At 52.8% G+C, this 20,922-nt stretch carries 20 protein-coding genes and 1 pseudogene; 19 read left to right on the plus strand and 2 right to left on the minus strand.

Translation table 11 applies throughout. The features are described from left to right. The coding region (locus tag ACT3TC_RS15800) for a hypothetical protein (RefSeq protein ID WP_444640852.1) at positions 1–217 on the plus strand (217 nt) is incomplete at its 5' end. Continuing rightward, complete coding sequence (locus tag ACT3TC_RS15805) at positions 195–743, plus strand: nucleotidyltransferase family protein (protein ID WP_444640854.1); 549 nt, start codon at positions 195–197, stop codon at positions 741–743. The genes ACT3TC_RS15800 and ACT3TC_RS15805, both read left to right, overlap by 23 nt. Positions 744–796: 53 nt before the next feature. Here ACT3TC_RS15805 and ACT3TC_RS15810 read toward each other — a convergent pair whose 3' ends face one another. After that, a complete protein-coding gene (locus ACT3TC_RS15810) occupies positions 797–1,699 on the minus strand; it encodes a LysR family transcriptional regulator (RefSeq protein WP_444640856.1) in 903 nt (300 codons plus the stop codon). A 174-nt stretch (positions 1,700–1,873) separates the two neighbouring features. On the opposite strand from ACT3TC_RS15810, the gene leuC reads away from it, so the two are divergent. From leuC to ACT3TC_RS15885, 15 genes and pseudogenes are all read left to right on the plus strand, one after another. Next, entirely contained in the window at positions 1,874–3,325 is a 1,452-nt protein-coding gene (gene leuC, locus ACT3TC_RS15815) for a 3-isopropylmalate dehydratase large subunit (RefSeq protein ID WP_444640857.1), read from the plus strand. Between the two features lie 3 nt (positions 3,326–3,328). Continuing rightward, a complete protein-coding gene (gene leuD, locus ACT3TC_RS15820; protein ID WP_192528582.1) occupies positions 3,329–3,976 on the plus strand; it encodes a 3-isopropylmalate dehydratase small subunit in 648 nt (215 codons plus the stop codon). 116 nt (positions 3,977–4,092) lie between these two features. Beyond that, entirely contained in the window at positions 4,093–5,172 is a 1,080-nt protein-coding gene (leuB, locus tag ACT3TC_RS15825; protein ID WP_172118399.1) for a 3-isopropylmalate dehydrogenase, read from the plus strand. 127 nt (positions 5,173–5,299) lie between these two features. Next, complete coding sequence (asd, locus tag ACT3TC_RS15830) at positions 5,300–6,412, plus strand: aspartate-semialdehyde dehydrogenase (protein ID WP_193054628.1); 1,113 nt, start codon at positions 5,300–5,302, stop codon at positions 6,410–6,412. 223 nt (positions 6,413–6,635) lie between these two features. Further along, entirely contained in the window at positions 6,636–8,132 is a 1,497-nt protein-coding gene (locus ACT3TC_RS15835; RefSeq protein WP_444640859.1) for a type IV pilus assembly protein FimV, read from the plus strand. A gap of 26 nt (positions 8,133–8,158) precedes the next feature. Continuing rightward, on the plus strand, positions 8,159–9,106 hold the full coding sequence (gene truA, locus ACT3TC_RS15840; RefSeq protein ID WP_444640861.1) for a tRNA pseudouridine(38-40) synthase TruA: 948 nt from the start codon (positions 8,159–8,161) through the stop codon (positions 9,104–9,106). Next, complete coding sequence (locus ACT3TC_RS15845) at positions 9,093–9,731, plus strand: phosphoribosylanthranilate isomerase (RefSeq protein ID WP_444640863.1); 639 nt, start codon at positions 9,093–9,095, stop codon at positions 9,729–9,731. The genes truA and ACT3TC_RS15845 overlap by 14 nt, the downstream gene beginning before the upstream one ends. Before the next feature lie 191 nt (positions 9,732–9,922). Next, positions 9,923–11,090: pseudogene (trpB, locus tag ACT3TC_RS15850) on the plus strand (tryptophan synthase subunit beta). A gap of 21 nt (positions 11,091–11,111) precedes the next feature. After that, positions 11,112–11,915 (plus strand): tryptophan synthase subunit alpha, encoded by an 804-nt coding sequence (trpA, locus tag ACT3TC_RS15855; protein WP_444640865.1) that lies wholly within the window; start codon positions 11,112–11,114, stop codon positions 11,913–11,915. Between the two features lie 93 nt (positions 11,916–12,008). Then, the gene (accD, locus tag ACT3TC_RS15860; protein ID WP_444640867.1) at positions 12,009–13,013 is read left to right on the plus strand and encodes an acetyl-CoA carboxylase, carboxyltransferase subunit beta; all 1,005 of its coding nucleotides are present in this window, start codon (positions 12,009–12,011) and stop codon (positions 13,011–13,013) included. Continuing rightward, on the plus strand, positions 13,006–14,292 hold the full coding sequence (gene folC, locus ACT3TC_RS15865; protein WP_444640869.1) for a bifunctional tetrahydrofolate synthase/dihydrofolate synthase: 1,287 nt from the start codon (positions 13,006–13,008) through the stop codon (positions 14,290–14,292). The genes accD and folC overlap by 8 nt, the downstream gene beginning before the upstream one ends. Before the next feature lie 27 nt (positions 14,293–14,319). Beyond that, on the plus strand, positions 14,320–15,057 hold the full coding sequence (locus tag ACT3TC_RS15870) for an SPOR domain-containing protein (RefSeq protein ID WP_444640871.1): 738 nt from the start codon (positions 14,320–14,322) through the stop codon (positions 15,055–15,057). Between the two features lie 3 nt (positions 15,058–15,060). Further along, the gene (locus tag ACT3TC_RS15875) at positions 15,061–15,633 is read left to right on the plus strand and encodes a CvpA family protein (protein WP_172118408.1); all 573 of its coding nucleotides are present in this window, start codon (positions 15,061–15,063) and stop codon (positions 15,631–15,633) included. A gap of 131 nt (positions 15,634–15,764) precedes the next feature. Further along, the gene (gene purF, locus ACT3TC_RS15880) at positions 15,765–17,285 is read left to right on the plus strand and encodes an amidophosphoribosyltransferase (RefSeq protein ID WP_172118409.1); all 1,521 of its coding nucleotides are present in this window, start codon (positions 15,765–15,767) and stop codon (positions 17,283–17,285) included. A gap of 41 nt (positions 17,286–17,326) precedes the next feature. Next, the gene (locus ACT3TC_RS15885) at positions 17,327–18,526 is read left to right on the plus strand and encodes an O-succinylhomoserine sulfhydrylase (protein ID WP_444640873.1); all 1,200 of its coding nucleotides are present in this window, start codon (positions 17,327–17,329) and stop codon (positions 18,524–18,526) included. A 119-nt stretch (positions 18,527–18,645) separates the two neighbouring features. On the opposite strand, the gene ACT3TC_RS15890 is transcribed toward ACT3TC_RS15885, so the two are convergent. Then, positions 18,646–18,933, minus strand: a complete 288-nt coding sequence (locus ACT3TC_RS15890) for a hypothetical protein (RefSeq protein WP_444627855.1) — start codon at positions 18,931–18,933, stop codon at positions 18,646–18,648. A 619-nt stretch (positions 18,934–19,552) separates the two neighbouring features. Between ACT3TC_RS15890 and ACT3TC_RS15895 the strand changes: the two genes are divergently transcribed. Together ACT3TC_RS15895 and ACT3TC_RS15900 are read left to right on the plus strand one after the other, a co-directional pair. Next, entirely contained in the window at positions 19,553–20,110 is a 558-nt protein-coding gene (locus tag ACT3TC_RS15895) for a cytochrome b (protein ID WP_444621881.1), read from the plus strand. A gap of 162 nt (positions 20,111–20,272) precedes the next feature. Continuing rightward, positions 20,273–20,857, plus strand: coding sequence for a YceI family protein (locus ACT3TC_RS15900; protein WP_172118475.1), 585 nt, complete (start codon positions 20,273–20,275; stop codon positions 20,855–20,857). The last annotated feature ends 65 nt before the right edge of the window (positions 20,858–20,922 follow it).

A 20,922-nucleotide genomic window follows, 5' to 3' on the forward strand; every position in this document is an offset into this window, starting at 1 on the left:
ATTGCAAATGGTGGCTGTTTGGAATCGGAAATTAACGACGGTGGAAAGGTTGTTCAACGATACGCAGCCAATACCCCTTGGTAGTCGCTATCACGTTAATCAGTGGTACTTGATATTGCTTCGTGGTGCCGCGGTTTGGCAGGAAAAAGCACGCGCACACCTACTAAATGCTTATTCGGAAAGTTACTTAAGTAATGGACTATCACACACAACTTAAACAATGGATCGTTCAGGATGAAAAGCGTATGGAGGCGCTATTCGCGGCGGCTCAATGGAGGCTGCCTGACGGATGTCTCGCTGCAGGTTTTGTGCGTAATCTTGCTTGGGACAAAATGCATGAATATTCGCGTCCTACCGTGCTTAACGATATTGATTTGATTTATTTTGATGAAAGCGATATTTCTGAAACAAAAGATCGCGATATTGAACAGCAGCTTAAAAGCGTTTCAGATTTCCCATGGTCGGTAAAAAATCAGGCAAGAATGCATATGCGAAACCTGGATCCGCCCTACACCTCAACGGCGGATGCCATGAGCTACTGGGTGGAGATTCAAACCGCCGTGGGCGCACAGCTTGATGATAATGGTGACGTGATGATTATCGCACCGTTGGGTATTGAGTCTTTATTTGATTTTACGATCACCCTAAATGCTAAAAGACCTAAACCAGCCGATTTTAGGCAGCGTGTTGCTGAAAAACGCTGGCTGGAAATTTGGCCCCGACTGATAGTCAACAGCGATTAATCACAGGTAACACAAGGTTTATTGGTGTTTGCTAAAAAAGCTGATTGCCCAGATTATACAGTGAATGTTTCAGTTAATGTGGATGCTGTTTTCGTCGCCTCCAGCGCCTCAATCATTTTTATCGCGGCGTTGGAAAGTGTCCGATTGGTATGCACCAAATAGCCGAGCGGCCTATAGATGGGCGGTGTATCTATTTTCAGCTCGACCAGCTCACTATTAATCATCCCCTCAGGCAGTAGGCTCCACCCAAGCCCAACACTGCACATCATCTTTAATGTTTCCAGATAGTTGGTAGCCATACTGACCTGTAGAGACAGGCCCGCCTTGGCAAAACGTTGCTCAATCAATGTACGGGTAAATGTTTTGGCGCTAGGTAGAACACATTTATAGTGACAAAGTGCTTCAAGGCTAAGGATAGCGGCTTGAGCTAGCGGGTGGTCGGGCGCGCAAACAAAACATAGCCGGTCATGCCAAAGGTTCACCACGTTTAATTGCTCAACAGGGTGGGGGGCGAGCGTCACCACGGCCATTTCCAGGGTGCCATCCTGCACGCCCTGGTAGGCAAACTCTGAATCCAGAAAATGCAGATCCAATTCTACTTCTGGATGGCGCAGGGTGTAGTTTTTTAAAACAGGTGGCAGGCGGTGTAAGCCAATGTGGTGGCTGGTAGCCAGCGTTAATCGGCCACCCACCTGGCCAGAAAGATTCGCGAGTGCTCGGCGGCTATCTTCTACCGCTAACAGAATTCGCTTGGCTTGTGGCAGTAATAAATGGCCTGCCTCGGTAAGTGAAATACGCCTGCCAATACGGTCAAACAGCCGCGTGCCCACCAGCGACTCCAGCGTGGCAATGCGTTTGCTAACCGCTGGCTGAGTGAGATAAAGCTGCTCGGCGGCGCGCGAGAAGCTTTGTGTTTCAGCAACGGCTAAAAACGCTTGTAGGCTCTGGGTGTCCACGTGGTGCTCACTATTGTGTGGTTAGTATTGGTGTATTCCAGTATGGAATCATACCTATAAATAACATGAATTGCTTTTATGGTCGCTACGCGTAACACTGGCTGCATCGTCACATTAAGCAGCACGTAGAGGCTGCGATACCGAACTAGCAGGGCGCTTGCCCAGGAGAGCCACATGTCAGGTCAAACCCTTTACGACAAACTCTGGAACCAGCACTTGGTGAAGCAGCGCGATGACGGCACGGCGCTGATCTACATTGACCGCCAACTGCTTCACGAAGTGACCTCTCCGCAAGCGTTTGAAGGGTTGCGCTTGGCCAAACGTATGCCGTGGCGCCTGGATGCAAACCTAGCAACGCCGGATCATAACGTCCCAACGACGACGAAAGAGCGCGCCGAAGGTAATAGCGGCATTAAAGACCCGGTGTCGTTGATTCAGGTTCAGACGCTTGACGACAACTGCGTTGAGTACGGAATTGAAGAGTTTAAAATTAACGACCCCCGCCAGGGAATCGTGCACGTGGTTGGGCCAGAGCAGGGCGCCACGTTGCCCGGTATGACCGTCGTTTGCGGTGACTCCCATACGGCCACTCACGGTGCTTTTGGCGCGCTGGCTCACGGTATCGGCACGTCTGAAGTTGAGCACGTATTGGCGACGCAATGCCTGTTGGCACAAAAAATGAAGAACATGCAGGTGCGCGTTGAGGGGGAGCTTGGCCTCGGCGTGACCGCCAAAGATGTGGTACTGGCCATTATCGGCAAGATCGGCACAGCAGGTGGTACGGGCTACGCTATCGAATTTGCGGGCAGCGCTATCGGATCGCTCTCCATGGAAGGCCGTATGACCGTGTGTAATATGGCGATTGAAGCGGGTGCCCGGGTCGGGTTGATTGCGGTGGACAACACGACGATTGATTACCTGGCCAAGCGCCCCTTTGCGCCGACCGCTGAGCAGTGGGAAGCCGCAGTGGCTGACTGGCGTCAACTGGTATCAGATGACGATGCCGCGTTCGACAAAGTAGTGACCCTGAAGGCCGAAGATATCGAGCCGCAGGTCAGTTGGGGAACCAGCCCCGAGATGGTGACAGGTATTTCCGGGCACGTGCCAGACCCGCAAGCCTCCCAGGATGAAACCGTGCAGCGCAGCCATGCTCGCGCGCTTGAATATATGGGCTTGTACGCTAACCAAAAAATTACCGATATCAAGCTCGATAAAGTGTTTATTGGTTCGTGTACTAACTCGCGTATCGAGGATTTGCGTGAGGCTGCCAAGGTGGCTCAAGGCAATAAAGTGGCAGGTTCCATTAAGCTTGCCATGGTGGTGCCGGGTTCTGGCCTTGTGAAACGCCAAGCAGAAGCGGAAGGGCTGGATAAAATCTTCATCGACGCTGGTTTCGAGTGGCGCGAGCCGGGCTGCTCCATGTGTCTGGCCATGAATGCTGATAAATTGGGTGCAGGCGAGCACTGCGCATCGACCTCCAACCGCAACTTCGAAGGACGCCAAGGGTACGGTGGTCGTACGCACCTGGTGAGCCCTGCCATGGCGGCAGCAGCTGCGATTGCTGGCCACTTTGTTGATGTGCGCAGTTTATCCGCCAACGATGCTACTCACGCCCAGGAGGCTTAAACCATGAAAAAGTTTACTCGTTTTGAAGGCGTGGTTGCCCCGCTTGATCGCGCTAACGTCGATACCGATCTAATTATTCCCAAGCAGTTCTTGAAATCAATCAAACGAACCGGCTTTGGCGTTAACCTGTTTGATGAGCTGCGTTATTTAGATGAAGGTCAGCCGGGGCAGGATTGCTCCAATCGCCCGCTTAATCCCGATTTCGTGCTGAACCAGCCGCGTTTTAAGGGGGCTGAGGTGTTGCTAGCTCGGCGCAACTTTGGCTGTGGAAGCTCGCGTGAACATGCGCCGTGGGCACTGGAAGATTTTGGTTTTAAAGTAGTCATTGCGCCAAGCTTTGCAGATATTTTTTACAATAACGCGTTTAAAAACGGCATCTTGCTGATCACGTTAAGCGAAGAAGAAGTGGATCGCTTGTTTACAGGCGTTGATGCTAATGAAGGCTATCAGCTGGATATCGACTTGGAGAACCAGCGGGTCATCACGCCGAGCGGCGAAATTCTTGAGTTTGAAGTGGACGCGTTCCGCAAGCACTGCCTGCTCAATGGACTGGACGATATCGGCATCACGCTGCAGGACGAAGATGCGATCCGTGCCTTTGAGCAAAAACACAAAGATGCTCGGCCCTGGTTGTTCCGTCAGCCAGCCTGATACAGCCGTATAAGCGTCATTCAGAAAAGTTAAAAAGACACACATAGCGCAGTGCAACGCCATTGCACTGTGCTAAGCGGCGGTAAGCCGTGCTGACTCTCTATTAAGGATTTAACATGACCCATAAGGTGCTTCTATTACCCGGCGACGGTATTGGCCCAGAGATTGCTGCTCAAGCTGCGCGTTTGCTAAAAGCGTGTCAGGAAGCGGGTTTGGATATTGACGTTGAAGAAGCACTGGTCGGCGGTTCGGCTTACGACGTGCATGGCGACCCATTGCCTGCTGAAACGCTTGAAAAAGCCAAGGCGGCCAGTGCGATTCTGCTCGCTGCGGTGGGTGGCCCTAAATGGGACAAGATTGAAGATCTTTCCAAGCGCCCTGAAAAAGGCTTGTTGGGCCTGCGCAAGAACCTGGGGCTGTTTGGCAACCTGCGCCCGGCCATGCTTTACCCGCAGCTGGCCAGCGCCTCCAGCCTGAAACCTGAATTGGTGGCAGGCCTGGATATCATGATTGTGCGTGAATTGACCGGCGGCATTTACTTCGGCCAGCCGCGGGGTATTGAGGAGCGTAACGGGGAGCGTGTGGGCTACAATACCTACATTTATTCCGAAAGTGAGATTGAGCGCATCGGCCGCGTCGCGTTTGAAATGGCCCAAAAGCGTGGCAAAAAACTCTGCTCGGTAGATAAGGCTAACGTGCTGGAAGTTACCATTTTGTGGCGTGAAGTGATGGAGCGTTTGGCGCCAGAGTACCCGGACGTCGAGCTTTCGCATATGTACGTGGATAACGCCGCGATGCAGCTGGTACGTGCCCCGAAACAGTTTGATGTCGTTGTGACCGGCAATATGTTTGGCGATATTCTGTCTGACGCCGCCGCCATGCTTACCGGCTCCATCGGTATGCTGCCTTCGGCCTCGCTGAACGAAAGCGGCCAAGGCATGTATGAGCCTTGCCACGGAAGCGCGCCGGATATCGCTGGGCAAAACATTGCCAACCCGCTCGCCATGATGCTGTCGGTTGCCATGATGCTGCGCTACTCGCTGAATGAAACGGCCATGGCCGAGCGCATTGAAACCGCGGTGGGTAGCGTTCTGGATAACGGCCTGCGCACGGCGGATATCGCCGCAGAAGGAACTCGCCGTGTTTCGACGGTCGAAATGGGCGATGCGGTACTGGCGGCCTTTGCAAAAAGTTAAATGCGCTATAAAACGTGCTAACTATTTGATATGAAAAGTGTGATGCCTCGGCCACTCAAAGAGTGGCCGACGTTATTTATAAGTTTTGTGTATAATATATGTCTCATTCTTTGCTGGAGGACTTCGCATGTTGAAAGTCGGTTTCGTAGGATGGCGTGGCATGGTGGGTTCTGTGCTGATGCAGCGCATGCAGGAAGATGGTGATTTTAACGGCATTGAGCCGGTCTTTTTCACCACCTCCCAAGTAGGCCAGCCTGGTCCCGACATCGGCGTAGACGTACCTGCGTTAAAAGATGCGTTTGCTCTTGAAGAATTGAAAGCGTTGGATGTTGTTATTACCTGCCAAGGCGGTGACTACACCAAGCAAGTTTATGGTGACCTGCGTAAAAATGGCTGGCAGGGTTACTGGATTGATGCCGCCAGCACGCTGCGCATGGAGGATGAAGCTACCATCGTGCTTGACCCGGTTAACCGTAAGGTCATTGATGCGCAGCTTGCCAAAGGTGCCAAGACCTTTGTCGGTGGTAACTGCACCGTTAGCCTCATGCTGATGGGCTTGGGCGGCCTGTTTGAAGCCGATATGGTTGAGTGGATGACCTCCATGACCTATCAGGCGGCTTCCGGTTCTGGCGCCAAGCACATGCGCGAACTGCTCAATCAAATGGGTCAACTGCGCGACAGCGTTAGTAGCGAACTGGCTGACCCCTCCAGCGCGATTTTGGAAATTGACCGCAAGGTAACGGCGGCCATGCGTGGTGGCGACTTCCTGACCGATAACTTCGGCGCCCCCCTTGCCGGTAGCCTACTGCCGTGGATTGACACCAAGCTTGAAAACGGCCAGAGCCGTGAAGAGTGGAAAGGCTTTGTTGAGACCAATAAAATTCTGGGTCTTGGTGATAATCCTGTGCCGATTGATGGTCTTTGTGTGCGTATTGGTGCCATGCGCTCTCACAGCCAAGCATTCACCATCAAGCTGAAACATGATGTGCCGCTGGATGAGATTGAAGAGCGGATCGCTCAGCATAATGAGTGGGTCAAGCTGATCCCCAACGAGAAAGAGGCCACCATTGCAGGTTTAACGCCTGCCGCCGCTACCGGCACATTGGATATTCCGGTGGGGCGTTTGCGTAAGCTGAACATGGGCGGTGAATACCTTTCGGCATTTAGCGTTGGCGACCAACTGCTATGGGGTGCTGCCGAGCCGCTTAAGCGCATGCTCAAAATTTTGCGCGAACAGTAAAACAACGCAGTACGTCAGCCAAAACCGGGGCGCTTTTAGCGCGCCGGTTTTTTTGTAAGTGTTTTAACTTAAATTAAGCAACCCGCCTCCATGCGTTCCCTGCGTATTTGTGTTAATTATAATTTGCGTTCTGTGTTGGCATGTACCGCACTTGCTAGCGCGGTTTCCATAAAAAAACGGATTGGGTAACGTGGCGAAAAAATATTCAAATTATTGCGTTTTCTTGAAAACGATCGCACTGCTGTCGATTGCTGGGGTGCCGTCTTTTGCGCAGGCAATTGAAGCCGGACCTGCCGAGGTGGAATCCTGGCTGGAAGCCCCGCTAAATGCTTCGTTACCGTTGCTTGACTCAAACGCCTACGCGCTAGACGAGCTAAGCGTACAGGTTGCTGATGAACCATCATTTATCGCCTCTGGGCTTGAGTGGATGCCTTTGGCTCGTCAGGTGCATGCCGAGATTCAAGAGCAAGCGGGCAGTCGGCGCATTATCCTGCGCGCATCACAGGCGGTAACAACGCCCTGGTTGGATTTGCTACTGGTCATTGATTCGCCGGAAGGGCAGCAACAGCACGCGGTCACGTTGCTTTTTGACCCGGCTGACTACGCTAATTATCCATTGAACCAGGCAGAAGCTGGCGGCGTCGTGTCAAGCTCAGGCTCGGAAATGACAGAGCCTCTTCCACGTGCCGAGGTAAGGGTGCAAGAGGGTGATACGTTGTGGCGTATTGCCTCGCGTAGTAAACCTGAGCGCGCGAGCGTTCAGCAGATGATGTTGGCACTGGTAGCGGCGAATCCTGAGTTCTTTCCTGAGGGCAATATTAATAGTTTGCGGACGGGCCAGGCACTGCGCTTGCCCGCAGAAGGGCAAGTGCAGCTACGTTCAGTCGATGAGGCGGCTCACGCTGTCCAGGTGATGGTGGCAGGCGAGCAGCGCGCCAATACAGCAGTGCCTCAGAGTCTTCCAGTGGACGTTGAGGTTGAGGCGCCACCTGCGCCTGAGCTGGCTACTGCCCAGATAGAAGCCGAGCTGGCTCGTGCTATGGCCCGGTTTACAGAGCAGCTGGAGCAAAGCCAGGCAAGCTTACTTGCGGCTAATGAAGAGCGCGAGCAGCTTCGTCTTGAACTCAGCGAACTGCGTCATAATCTCAGTCAATTCATCGAGAATAGCGTGTTGGTAGAAGCGTCTCCTCCGATGCCATTAATGGCGGAGGCGAATGCTGCGGCACAGCCAATCGCTGACGTACACGATGCGCCATCAAGTGGTGTTTTGAGTAGTATTGAGCGTTATCAATGGCCACTCATTGCCCTTGGGCTGGTACTGCTGTTGACGGGATTAATATGGCGCAGAAAGCGGCGCGAGGCTGAAGAGCCGGTTGCTCAAGCGCATTTGAGGAGCGCGTCGCTTGCCGAGCCTCAGGTGTTCAAACCATCGCCACCCGTTAGTAGTGACCTGCAAGCCTCTACACGTAAACCCGAGAGAGGCGATGCTTTTGGCGCTAGCTATGCTAAAAGTCAGGCAGCAGGTTTGGCAGGCCATGGCAGCCGACGGTATCCGCAAGAAGATGCGCTGTTATTAAAGGGCATGGACTTTAAGCGGGTTGAAGCGCCCGAGCTGACACCGTCTGAAACGCTGAAAAAAGTAAGCACGGCTCGCCCGATAGGCACAGAGTGGGAAATTGAAGAGGTAGCATTCAAGCCGCCGGGTCGGGATAATGGCTAACCTTTCAAACTTTATGACGTGGCTTGATGACCCAGTTTTACCACTTTGATGAAACCCGGCCGCTGAAAGGCCGTTTGGCAATAGGCATTGAATATGATGGCATGCGTTTTTGCGGCTTTCAGCGTTTAAAGCATGCTGCTTCTGTTCAAGGCGCCGTAGAGGATGCCTTGGCAAAAGTGGCCGGTGCCCCCGTTCAGATACATGCCAGCGGACGTACGGACTCAGGCGTTCACGCCACGCGTCAAATAGCGCACTTTGACCCGCCGACTGAGCGGACTGAGAAAGCCTGGATTTTTGGTGCCAACACCAACTTGCCACGCGATGTCGCCGTGCGCTGGGTGAAGCCAGTCTCGGACGATTTTCATTCCCGGTTGGGCGCGCTTGGCAGGCGTTACCGTTATTTACTGCTCAATCAAATCAGTCGCCCTGTGCTTGAACGCACGAACGTAACGTGGTGCCGCGATCCTCTGGATGCAGATGCCATGCATCGCGCTGCGCAGGCTCTGATTGGCGAGCATGACTTTTCAAGTTTTCGTGCTGCAGGCTGCCAATCCAAAACGCCATGGCGGCAAATGCATTTTGTCGAGGTGAAGCGGTTTGGCCCGCTGGTGGTCATTGATATTCAGGGCAATGCGTTTTTACATCACATGATTCGCAATATCGCTGGGGCCCTTGTCAGCGTAGGTCGTGGGGCGCAGGACGAAGGTTATATTGAACGATTGCTGGCGCTAAGGAATCGTAAGAAAGGTGATGTAACCGCTCCCGCGTGTGGGCTGCATTTTGTTGATTCAATTTACGACGAGCGGTTTGATTTGCCCATGGAGCCGGTAGGGCCTAACCTGCTCGCTTTTACCGGGGAGTGGACAGGCGAACGAGAACTGCCAGACACTCCCAGAATAGCGGCGCGGCGTAAACTGACATTTGCTAAAACAACGTCGGACCCCGCTCAGGAGGCGCTAGATGAAGACGCTTAGCCCCATGCGTACGCGGGTCAAGTTCTGTGGGCTTACCCGCAGTGATGATATTAAAAGAGCCGTAATGCTGGGGGCAGATGCGCTGGGTTTTGTCATGTGGCCGAAAAGCGCGCGCAGCATTACGCTTGAGCAACTTGAAACGCTTTCGGGTGAAGTACCTGCTTTTGTTACCCGGGTAGGGTTGTTTGTTGATCAATCCGTTGACGTGATTCAGCAGTGCTTACCGTACCTGGACATGATTCAGTTTCACGGTGATGAGTCTCCTGCGTTTTGTGCACAGTTTGGACGCCCCTGGATTAAAGCGCTGCGAATGCGTGACGATATCGATTTATCTCAGGCAGCTGTTGACTATCATCAGGCACAGGCGCTGCTGCTGGACGCCTATCGGCCGGGCACGCCAGGTGGCACAGGAGAGGTCTTTGATTGGTCGAGAATCCCCGCAAAACTGGCAAAACCTGTTATCCTCGCAGGCGGGTTAACGATTGATAATATCGCCTCTGCCGTTCACCAAGTGGCGCCTTATGCCGTTGATGTGTCGGGTGGGATTGAAGCAGCGCATGGTCGTAAAGACGTTGAAAAAATGACACTGTTTATTCAGCAAGTCGCGTTAGCCGACGCCCGTTAAACACGCCGCGCAGTCTGTTTTTTATGACGCTGCGCTCTATGTCCGCTTATTCAATTGTTGCCTGTTCTGGCAATCTTGTGAGGTATCCTGTGACTGTCTCAGCAACTGGTGGCGCTAATACTGTTTCTGAAACCGTTCCTAGAACCGTTTCTGACACGGCTTCCAAGACCAGATTCAGCGACCTGACCCGAATGCCGGATGCCCGCGGTCATTTTGGCCCTTATGGTGGCCGGTTTGTATCCGAAACATTGAGCTACGCCCTGGAAGATCTGGAGAAAATTTACGTAAGCCTACGTGATGATCCTGCTTTTCAGGCCGAGTTTGATAATGATCTTGCCCACTACGTAGGACGCCCGTCGCCGCTTTATCATGCCAAGCGATGGTCCGAGACGCTCGGTGGTGCGCAAATATGGTTAAAGCGCGAAGATTTAAATCATACCGGCGCGCATAAGGTAAACAACACCATCGGCCAGGCACTGCTTGCCAAAAAAACCGGCAAACCACGGGTCATCGCTGAAACCGGTGCCGGGCAGCACGGCGTGGCGACGGCAACGGTTGCCGCGCGCCTGGGTCTTGAGTGCGATGTGTATATGGGCGCTGAAGACGTGCAGCGGCAAAAGTTGAATGTCTATCGTATGCGTTTATTGGGCGCACGAGTGATTCCGGTAGAGTCGGGCACACGCACCCTTAAAGATGCCATGAATGAAGCGCTGCGCGACTGGGTAACGAACGTTGATAACACGTTTTACATTATCGGCACGGTAGCAGGGCCACACCCATACCCTGAGCTTGTGCGCGACTTTAATGCGGTAGTGGGGCGTGAAGCACGCCGCCAATCGCTGGAACAAATCGGCCGCTTGCCGGATGCGTTGGTCGCATGTGTCGGTGGTGGGTCCAACGCGATTGGGCTATTTTATCCGTTTGTTGAAGACGATGCCGTCGCGATGTATGGGGTTGAGGCCGGAGGTGATGGTGTTGAGACGGGCCGCCATGCCGCTCCGCTTTCATCGAATGCTCCGCGCGGTGTGCTGCACGGAAACCGTACTTACTTGATGTCTGATGAAGCGGGGCAGGTCGCCGATACACACTCCATTTCAGCCGGGCTTGATTATCCGGGCGTTGGCCCTGAGCGCGCGCTTTGGAAAGATGTTGGTCGTGTTAGCTATGTCACCGCTAATGACAGCGCTGTGCTGGAAGCGTTTCGAGAACTGACGCAGATGGAGGGTATAATGCCTGCCTTGGAGTCAGCCCACGCGCTGGCGCATGCCAAGCCCTGACCAGCATATCGTCGTTAATCTTTCAGGCCGTGGTGATAAAGATATTATGACCGTAGCCAACATTGACGGTATCGAATTTTAAGGCCCGCTTTTAAGGACAAGCATGAACCGTATCGATCAGCGCTTTTCTGAACTCAAGCAGCAGGGCCGCAAGGCTCTGATACCTTATATTACGGCGGGCGACCCGGCGCCACAGTACACCGTTGGCTTTATGCATGCGCTGGTAGAAGCGGGTGCGGATGTCATTGAACTTGGTGTGCCGTTTTCTGATCCAATGGCGGACGGCCCGGTTATTCAAAAAGCCTGTGAACGCGCTTTAAAGCAGGGCACCCGCTTGGTCGACGTGCTGGATATGGTGGCTGAATTCCGTCAGGCCGATGCCACAACCCCGGTTGTGTTAATGGGGTATCTAAATCCTATTGAGCGTATTGGCTACGAGGCCTTCGCTGAGCAGGCTGAAAAAGTGGGCGTTGATGGTGTGCTAGTGGTCGATATGCCGCCTGAAGAGGCCGATGAATTGGGTCCGCTGTTAAAAGCGCATAATTTAGCAGCAATTTTCCTTGTGGCGCCTACCACTTCACCTACGCGAGCCGCTACAATATGTGCCCAGGGTGAGGGGTACCTTTACTACGTTTCGCTAAAAGGCGTTACTGGTGCGGCAACCTTAAATGCAAGTGACGTCGCTGAACGCCTGGCACCGCTACGTGAAATGACCGACCTGCCGCTATGTGTTGGTTTCGGTATCCGCGATGGCGTAACGGCTGCTGAAGTGGCTAACGTAGCGGATGGAGTGATTGTCGGTAGTGCGTTAGTAAACCGTATTGCCGAAAATGTAGAAACGCCCGAAATTATCGCTGGTCAGCTTAGAAGCGTGCTAGCAGAGATGCGCACCGCAATGGACGTCTAACGCTGCCCCTCATCGTCTATACTTGAAGTTGATTGACGACACTCATCAAGCTTGGCGCTGCCAGGCATGACGTAAAACGGAAGCCTTTTTGATATGAGCTGGTTAGACAAGATAGTGCCCTCCATGGGGCGTATCCAGCGTAAAGACCGTCGTGCCAGTGTGCCCGACGGCCTCTGGCGTAAATGTCCCAAGTGTGAAGCCGTTCTCTATCTTCCTGAGTTAGAGAAACACCATAGTGTTTGTCCGAAATGTGACCATCACTTACGGCTGACTGCGCGGAAACGCTTGGACTGGTTCCTGGATAAAGAAGGTCGTGAAGAGGTCGCGGCAGAGCTTGAACCTGTTGATCGCCTGAAATTCCGCGACTCTAAAAAGTACAAGGACCGCTTGGCGGCCGCGCAAAAGGATACCGGCGAGAAAGATGCGCTGATTGCTATGCGTGGTACGTTGGACGGTTTGCCGGTCATTGCGGTTGCTTTCGAGTTCACCTTTATGGGTGGGTCGATGGGGGCCGTAGTGGGTGAGAAGTTTGCCCGAGCGGCGACTATCGCGCTTGACGAAGGTGTTCCGCTGGTTTGCTTTGCGGCTTCCGGTGGTGCGCGTATGCAGGAAGCGCTTTTCTCACTGATGCAAATGGCCAAAACATCGGCGGCACTTGAGCGACTTAAGCAGGCCGGTGTGCCCTATATCTCGGTGCTTACCGATCCGGTGTTTGGGGGCGTATCCGCTTCGCTCGCCATGCTGGGCGACTTGAATATTGCTGAGCCCAACGCATTGATTGGTTTTGCTGGTCCGCGTGTTATTGAGCAGACCGTCCGCGAAACGCTGCCAGAAGGTTTCCAGCGCAGTGAGTTCCTGTTGGAGCATGGTACGGTCGATATGATTGTACATCGCCAGGAAATGCGTACCCGTGTGGGCGGCGTACTACGCAAGTTGACTCATCAGGAGGCGCTTTCGTTAGCCAGTGAATTGACGGATGATGAAGCCGTCGCTGAGCCGGTGGTTGATGAAGCACACATCGCCGATACTGACGTAACGGTTGACGAGACAGGTCCTGATTCTATTGACAAGAGCCATGAACCACACCGCAATGCCTAAGTCGTTAGCAGAGTGGCTTCAGCATCTGGAAACCCTGCACCCTGTCGGGATTGATTTAGGCCTGGAGCGTGTGTCACGTGTTGCTGAGCGTATGGGGCTATTTAAACGCCCCATTGCCAATCGCGTTGTCATTGTGGCGGGCACCAATGGTAAAGGCTCGACGGTTGCCATGGTTGACGCGGTGGCTCGCGCACATGGTTGGCATGTGGGTACGTACTCCTCGCCTCATCTATTGCGTTACAACGAGCGGGTGCGTATCAACGGCCAGGAAACTGACGACGCGTGCCTGGTCGAGGGGTTTGAACGTGTCGAACAGGCTCGCCTGGAAGCACCGGAAATTAGCCTGACCTATTTTGAAGCAGGTACATTGTGCGCGCTCTGGTGTTTGGCACAAGCTGAACTGGATCTTGCGGTACTTGAGGTGGGCTTGGGCGGTCGCTTGGATGCCGTCAATATCATTAATGCGGATGTTGCGGTCGTCACTACGATAGCCCAAGACCATGCGAGCTTTTTGGGAACCGATATTTCGCAAATCGGCCTTGAGAAAGCGGGTATATTTCGCCCATTGCGGCCAGCGGTATTGGGCAGTGAGTCGCTTCCCTGTAGCGTGGCCGATGCGGCTATTGCCTTGGCGGCGCCGGTTTACCGGTTAGGGGTAGCGTTTAACCACAGTGCCGAGGAAACCAGCCATTTACCCTGGTGCTGGAGTGGGTTGACGGCAACGGGGGAGACGTTTTCTCTGGATGCGCTGCCTGATACTGGCCTGCCTGTCGATAATGCCGCAACTGCACTACAAGCGCTGGCGCTTACGGGGCTGATGCTAACGCTAAAAGCCACGCAAAATGCATTAGCCAGTGTTAATCTGCCAGGCCGGATGCAGTGGATAGGGCAGTGGTGCCTGGATGTGGGGCATAATCCTCATGCGGCTACCTATGTTGCTCGCCATTTGCCAGTACCGCCTGATACAGGACGGCAGTGGGCAGTGATAGGTATGCTCAATGATAAAGACGTTGATGGTGTTATTGCGGCGTTAGCACCGCGTATTACTGACTGGGTCTGTGTAACGCTTGATGGCGAGCGCGGCCACACGGCCAATGAACTCGCTGAGCGTATTAAAGCCCATGGTGGCTGTGTGCGGCTTTGTGCAGACTCGCCTGAAGCCGGTGTTGATGCCATGGCTGAGATGCTCACTGACAAGGATCGCATTTTGGTAACGGGTTCCTTTTTTACCGTCGCCGCTCTGTTAGCTCGATCACTGCCACAAGCCAGCCGTTCTTAAGGCGTAGTCCCGCTAGAGGGAGATGATATGAAATATGGTAAAACAGAGCGCATTAGCGGTGTTGTGATTCTGCTTGCGCTACTCGCAATCGTTGTCCCTTGGCTGATGAGTGACCCGGCGCCGCGTGAGGAGCGACAGCAACCAACGTTCATTATTGAACAGCCCATAGAAACGGCGCGCCATGATGTAGACGCTCCCCAAATGCCCTCTACCATTAACCCTCAGCCCTCTTCAAATGTGGCAAGCAATGATGGGGTTAATGCACCGATAGATGCATCTCCGAGACTACCTGATACTTCTCAAATTGATGCGCCCAGTGAAACGGAAACCGTCGCACAAGCGCCTACGTCATCTTCAAACACTGACGCTCCCCAAAATGACCCCATTGCCGACCTGGTAGCCTCGAATAGCACGTCAACATCCAGCAGCCAAAGCGCTGCAGGTTCTTCAAGTGCTAATTCTTCAAGTGCAGGTTCTTCAAGTACAGGTTCATCAGGGGCGGGTTCATCGAGTGCTGGACCAGCGTCTACACAGCAAGGTGGGTGGGCGGTTCAGGTGGGTAGTTTTGGCGATGCTGCGAATGCTCAGCGACTAGGTAGCCAGCTTACAGGCGAAGGATTTAGTGTTTTCCAACGCCAGCGCGACAATAACTTGACCACAGTGCTCGTGGGGCCTTACGCATCATCAGAGGATGGCGAAGCGGCGATGGCCTTAATTAAACAGCGCGCAAACGTGCAAGGTCTGTTAGTGCGAGTAAGAGATTAAACGATGGCGCTAACGTGGATTGATGCTGTATTTCTTGCCGTGCTGGCGCTTTCGATGCTGGCCGGCTTTGTCCGTGGTTTTGTTAGAGAAGCGTTAGGGCTTGGGGCATGGGTGGTTGCGTTAATGGTCGCCCGCGTATTGGCAGAGCCGGTCGCCGAGTTAATGAGCGGGTTTATCGAAAGTTTTGACGCTCGACTTGTATTGGCCTTTGCACTGGTTATTTTTGCGGTGATCTTGCTTTGCGGCATTGTTATTCGCTTGGTGCATGCGGCCATTGTATGGGTAGGCATGGGGCTTTTGAACCGTTTTGCGGGAGCTGTGTTTGGTATCGCGCGTGGCACGATCATCTTGCTGGTGGCCACGGTCGTTATTACGCTCACGCCGCTTGCCGAGCTTCAGGCATGGCAGCAAGCCTCGTTACGGCCCACCTTTATCGAGTTGCGCGATTGGGCGGTTAGTCAGTTGGATCAGTGGGAGCGTGAGCTGCCAGAAGCGCCCGCCTCTTTACGCGATATATCACTGCCTGAGATTCGCCCGCATGGCAGTTTTGCGCCGCAGCCCATGGATAGTCAATAACGCCTAACAGCGTGTTTTGCGCTTGCCTAGCCGCTTGACGGGTACCGGTTAAACGCAAACGTATTAAGATGAGTTTTAAGAACGTACGGGCTTGTTTTGGCAAGCCATGGCACTAAAGCGAGGTAACTTGAATGTGCGGTATAGTGGGCCTTCTGGCCAAGCAGGCGGTAAATCAGGGAATCTACGATGCCCTGACCGTACTTCAGCATCGCGGCCAGGACGCTGCCGGTATGATGACCTGGAGCGAGGGACGCTTCTTACTGCGCAAGAGCAATGGGCTAGTGCGCGACGTCTTCCACACTCGCCATATGGCTCGCCTTAAGGGCAACCTGGGTATTGGTCACGTACGTTATCCTACCGCTGGTTCATCCAGCGAAGCGGAATCTCAGCCGTTTTATGTCAACTCGCCTTACGGTATTGCGTTGGCCCATAACGGTAACCTGACCAACTCTGAGCAGTTGAAGCAGGAGCTTTTCTCAACCGATTTACGGCATATCAATACCAGCTCCGACTCTGAAGTGTTGCTTAACGTGTTTGCCCATGAGCTGGGTAAGCAAGGCCTGCATCTGGAAGCGGAAGATATTTTTGATGCGGTACGTAGAGTGCACCGGCGCTGCAAAGGCGGCTACGCGGCGGTCGCGATCATTAACGGTTTTGGTATGGTGGCATTTCGTGATCCTCACGGCATTCGTCCAGTGGTGTTTGGTACTCGCCAAACGGACGAAGGGCAGGATGTCATGATTGCGTCTGAGTCGGTCGCGCTAGACGTGGGCGGCTTTGAGCTTGAGCGTGACCTGTCACCCGGCGAAGCGATATTTGTGGATATGCAGGGTCAGTGTCATACGCAAGTATGTGCTGACCGCCCGGAACTGCGCTCGTGTATTTTCGAGCATGTATATCTGGCACGCCCTGACTCCATTCTGGACGGTGCCTACGTCTATGGCACGCGCATGCAAATGGGGCGCAAGCTGGGCGACCGAATCCTGAACGAATGGCCTGATCACGATATTGATGTTGTGATTCCCATTCCGGATACGTCCCGTACCTCCGCGCTGGAAATGGCCCAGCACCTTGGGGTGACGTATCGCGAAGGCTTTATGAAGAACCGCTATATTGGCCGTACGTTTATCATGCCTGGCCAAACGCAGCGTAAGAAATCGGTACGCCAAAAACTCAACGCCATCGACATTGAGTTCAAAGGCAAGAACGTGCTGTTAGTGGATGACTCGATTGTACGTGGCACGACCTGTAAGCAGATTATTCAGATGGCCCGAGATGCGGGCGCGCGTAAGGTTTACTTTGCCTCCGCTGCGCCGCCTGTGCGCTACCCTAATGTGTACGGTATCGACATGCCTGCGGCGGTGGAGTTAATTGCCCATGGCCGCACTGAAGATGAAGTAGGCGAGCTGATTGGCGCTGACCGAATTTTCTACCAGGATCTGGAAGACCTGAAAGATGCCTGCCGCGAAGTAAACCCGGAAATGGAAGCCTTCGACTGCTCGGTCTTTGATGGCAAGTATGTTACGGGGGATATCGATGAAGCGTATCTGGCCGTGCTTGAAGCCAGCCGGAACGATGCCGCGAAAGATCAAAGTGCGGGTGATCATGCGCTGGTCGATATGCACAATCAGGATGATGACCTCGACGACTAACGACAGGTCACTGATGCTTACTGAAAATAAGGGGGACGTCCATGCACAATGACAGCCAACAGGATGAGTGGTCGTTAGAGACGCTGGCGATCCGTGCAGGCCATCATCGCACCTTCGAGCAAGAGCATGCGGAGCCTATTTTTCCGACCTCTAGCTTTGTCTATGAAAGCGCTGCGGAAGCAGCGCGTAAGTTTGGTGGGCAAGAGCCTGGTAACGTTTATTCGCGCTTTACGAACCCCACTGTACATACTTTCGAGCGCCGCTTGGCAGCACTTGAAGGTGGGGAGCGCTGCGTGGCAACGAGCTCGGGTATGTCGGCCATTTTATCGACGGCGCTTGCGTTATTGTCTGCCGGCGATGAAATCGTGGCATCGCGTTCGCTCTTTGGCTCGACCGTCAGCCTGTTCGATAAATACCTGGGCAAGTTTGGCATCACCACCCGCTATGTTGAACTCTCTAATGTAGAAGCGTGGGAAGCGGCTATTACGCCCAAAACGCGGCTCCTGTTTGCAGAAACGCCCTCAAACCCGCTTTCCGAGATTGCCGATATCCCGGCGCTTGCTGCCATAGCAAAACGTAATAATGCCCTTTTGGCCATTGATAACTGCTTTTTGACACCTGCGCTGCAGCAGCCTCTTGCGTTGGGTGCCGACCTCGTCATCCACTCCGCGACCAAGTACTTGGACGGTCAAGGGCGGGCCATCGGTGGTGCTGTCGTGGGTAAGCATGATGTACTGGAAGAAGTCTTCGGTGTGGTTCGTACCTGTGGCCCTTGTCTCAGTCCCTTTAATGCCTGGATATTTACCAAAGGGCTAGAAACACTCTCGCTACGAATGAAAGCTCATTGTGAAAATGCGCTCACGCTGGCGCGCTGGCTGGAACAACATCCCGCAGTAAGTAACGTGCATTACAGCGGTTTGGAAGCACATCCGCAGCATACGCTTGCCAAGCAGCAACAGAAGGGCTTTGGCGCTGTGCTTGGGTTTGAGGTTGTTAATGGGCAGGAGGGCGCTTGGCAGGTGATTGATGCGACTCGTCTATTATCCATCACCGGTAACCTGGGGGATGTAAAAACGACGATCACTCATCCCGCGACGACCACGCATGGACGCTTATCCGATGCGCAAAAAGAGGCAGCGGGCATTGTTCCTGGGTTGATTCGTGTGGCGGTGGGGCTGGAAAGCCAGCAGGACATTCAGCGTGATTTAGCGCGTGGCCTCGATGTGCTAGCAGCGGAATAAGACTGGCAATATAAGCTCTGTTTTATCGTTAGGCTTGCTTTATTGGCATAAAAAAACCCCACGTGTGTGGGGTTTTTTGCGACAGATCTGCTTTCTAGAAGCTGTCAGTATTGCCTGCCTTACGAGTTAAGGCTGTGCAGGTCATTACCTTTAATTGTCCGGTCTGCTACTGTTTGCTGGCTTTCGTCGAAAGAGGCATCAAGTACCTCGTTTTGAGCCTGGCCGCCATTGATCGCAGGTAAGTCCGATGGGGACATGGTGAGGTCTTCCTGGCTGTAATGGGCAGTCGATGTTGGAATCATCACGGTGTTCAGTTTCTCTGAACCACGCTCAGCCAGTGCAGCTGCTGAAAAGGTAGTGGCAGATAAAGCGACGGCAATAGCGGCGACAGTGGTAAATTTTTTCATGATATAAACCTCATTAGTGTGTGGTTGTTCTCCCATGCATGGTGTGCTTTTTGCCAAGTCACTCGAGAACATGACGAGATTGTAAGCCTGCAAACTAGATAATAAAATTGATTAAAAGTACGCGAAACATTCTAAAAAATTGAATTAATTTCAATAACATTACCGGGAGTGTTTTTTTCTTGTTTTTTTCAATGCTCCTTGCCTCTGTTTTTTAAATTCTCCATACCTATCAGTAGGAACCGCTTACTGGTTGCTGATTGTGCGGTCCATGAAAGCTGTTAGCATGTTAATCAATGGTTTTTACGAATGCTGTATTCTGCTTTTTTCAGCAGTCTTTTAAAGCGCCAGCCGGTATGCTTCTGATATTCATAGCGGTAGCCGCGCAAGAGTCGCTCTTTCGGCGGCTTGAGAAACCGAAGGTCGTTTTGATATTTGATGATAGTGTTCAGCTGAGTGCTTTGATGGGGGCTCTGCTGTGATTAACGGGCGCTCTCGCACTGTCTTGACTTCGATAAGAGCAGGCCTGCGATAGCCATGAGCGAAATGCCAACACTTGGGCATGTTTGACAGGAAGTCGAGTCAGCATAGCGTTTGTTTGGTAGTAACGAGGAAGAAAATAATGTGGCGGAACACGCAGCGCACTTGGGGTCTCGTGAGTATTCTGTTTCATTGGCTTAGCGCCATAGCAATTATTGGCCTGTTTATATTGGGCTGGTGGATGACGGGGCTTGGCTACTACGATAGCTGGTACAATCAGGGGCCATGGGTGCATCGCTCGATTGGCATGCTACTGTTGATAGCCACGGTTGCACGCATAGCGTGGCGCTTGCTGCAGCCGACGCCGGCAGGTGAAGGCAGCCGCTTCGAAGTCCTGGCAGCCCATCTGGGCCATATCACGCTCTACATCGTTTTGCTTCTTGTCATGCTTAGCGGTTATATGATTTCTACGGCTAATGGCCGGGGTATTAGCGTTTTCGGTTGGTTTGATGTGCCTGCATTACTGCATGGCCTTCCTAATCAAGCCAGCATCGCCGGTGATATTCATTGGTACAGCGCATTAACATTGGTAGTTTTGGCTGCAGGACATGCGTTAGCCGCATTTAAACATCACTGGATTGATCGACACGCTACACTGGTGCGTATGGTTAATCCGGCGCACCGATCTGAGCATTTATAAGCGATAAATGCTAATACATAAGTGCTAATTAAAAAGTACGAATTAAAAAAGTCCTTCGAGCTTGGTGAGCGAGCTCGTAAATACTGACTGGAATCGCGTTTTCGAGCATGGAGTAAATAAAAATTCTCTGTGTCTATTAAGGAAAGAGAGGAGATAACCATGATGTTGAAGAAAAGTGTCGTTGCATCTGCTATTGCCGCGGCTGCATTAGTGCCATTAAGCCAGGCTCAGGCAGCTGATTATAACGTTGACACCGAAGGCCAGCACGCTTTCGTACAGTTTAAAATTAACCATCTTGGCATGTCTTATATTCTGGGTAGTTTTGAAGAATTTGATGGCCAGCTCTCTTACGATGAAGATGATGTAGACGCTTCTGCTGTTGAGTTCGAGGTTCAGGTGAATAGCTTGAACTCTAACCACGCTGAGCGTGACCGTCACATTCTGAGCAGTGATTTCCTGAATGCAAGCGAATATCCAACCGCTTCATTTGTCTCGACCGGCTTTGAATCAACAGGCGACAACGAAGGTGTTGTGACGGGTGATTTAACGTTACACGGCGAGACGCAAGAAATTGAAATGCCCGTGACGTTAATCGGTCAAGGTGAGGACCCATGGGGTAATTACCGTGCCGGTTTTGAAGGCAGCACAATGCTTAACTTGGGCGATTTTGGCATCGATATGAGCGACTTCCCCGAGCCCATGCACGAGCTAGAGCTTTATGTGACGTTTGAAGGTATCCGTCAGTAAGTTATCCGTGTTAAAAAGCGCCACCGCCCCAAGGGGCGGTGGCGCTTTTGGTTATAAACATTGCA

This window comes from Halomonas sp. AOP27-A1-41, from assembly GCF_052378605.1.
GTDB lineage: Bacteria > Pseudomonadota > Gammaproteobacteria > Pseudomonadales > Halomonadaceae > Vreelandella > Vreelandella citrativorans.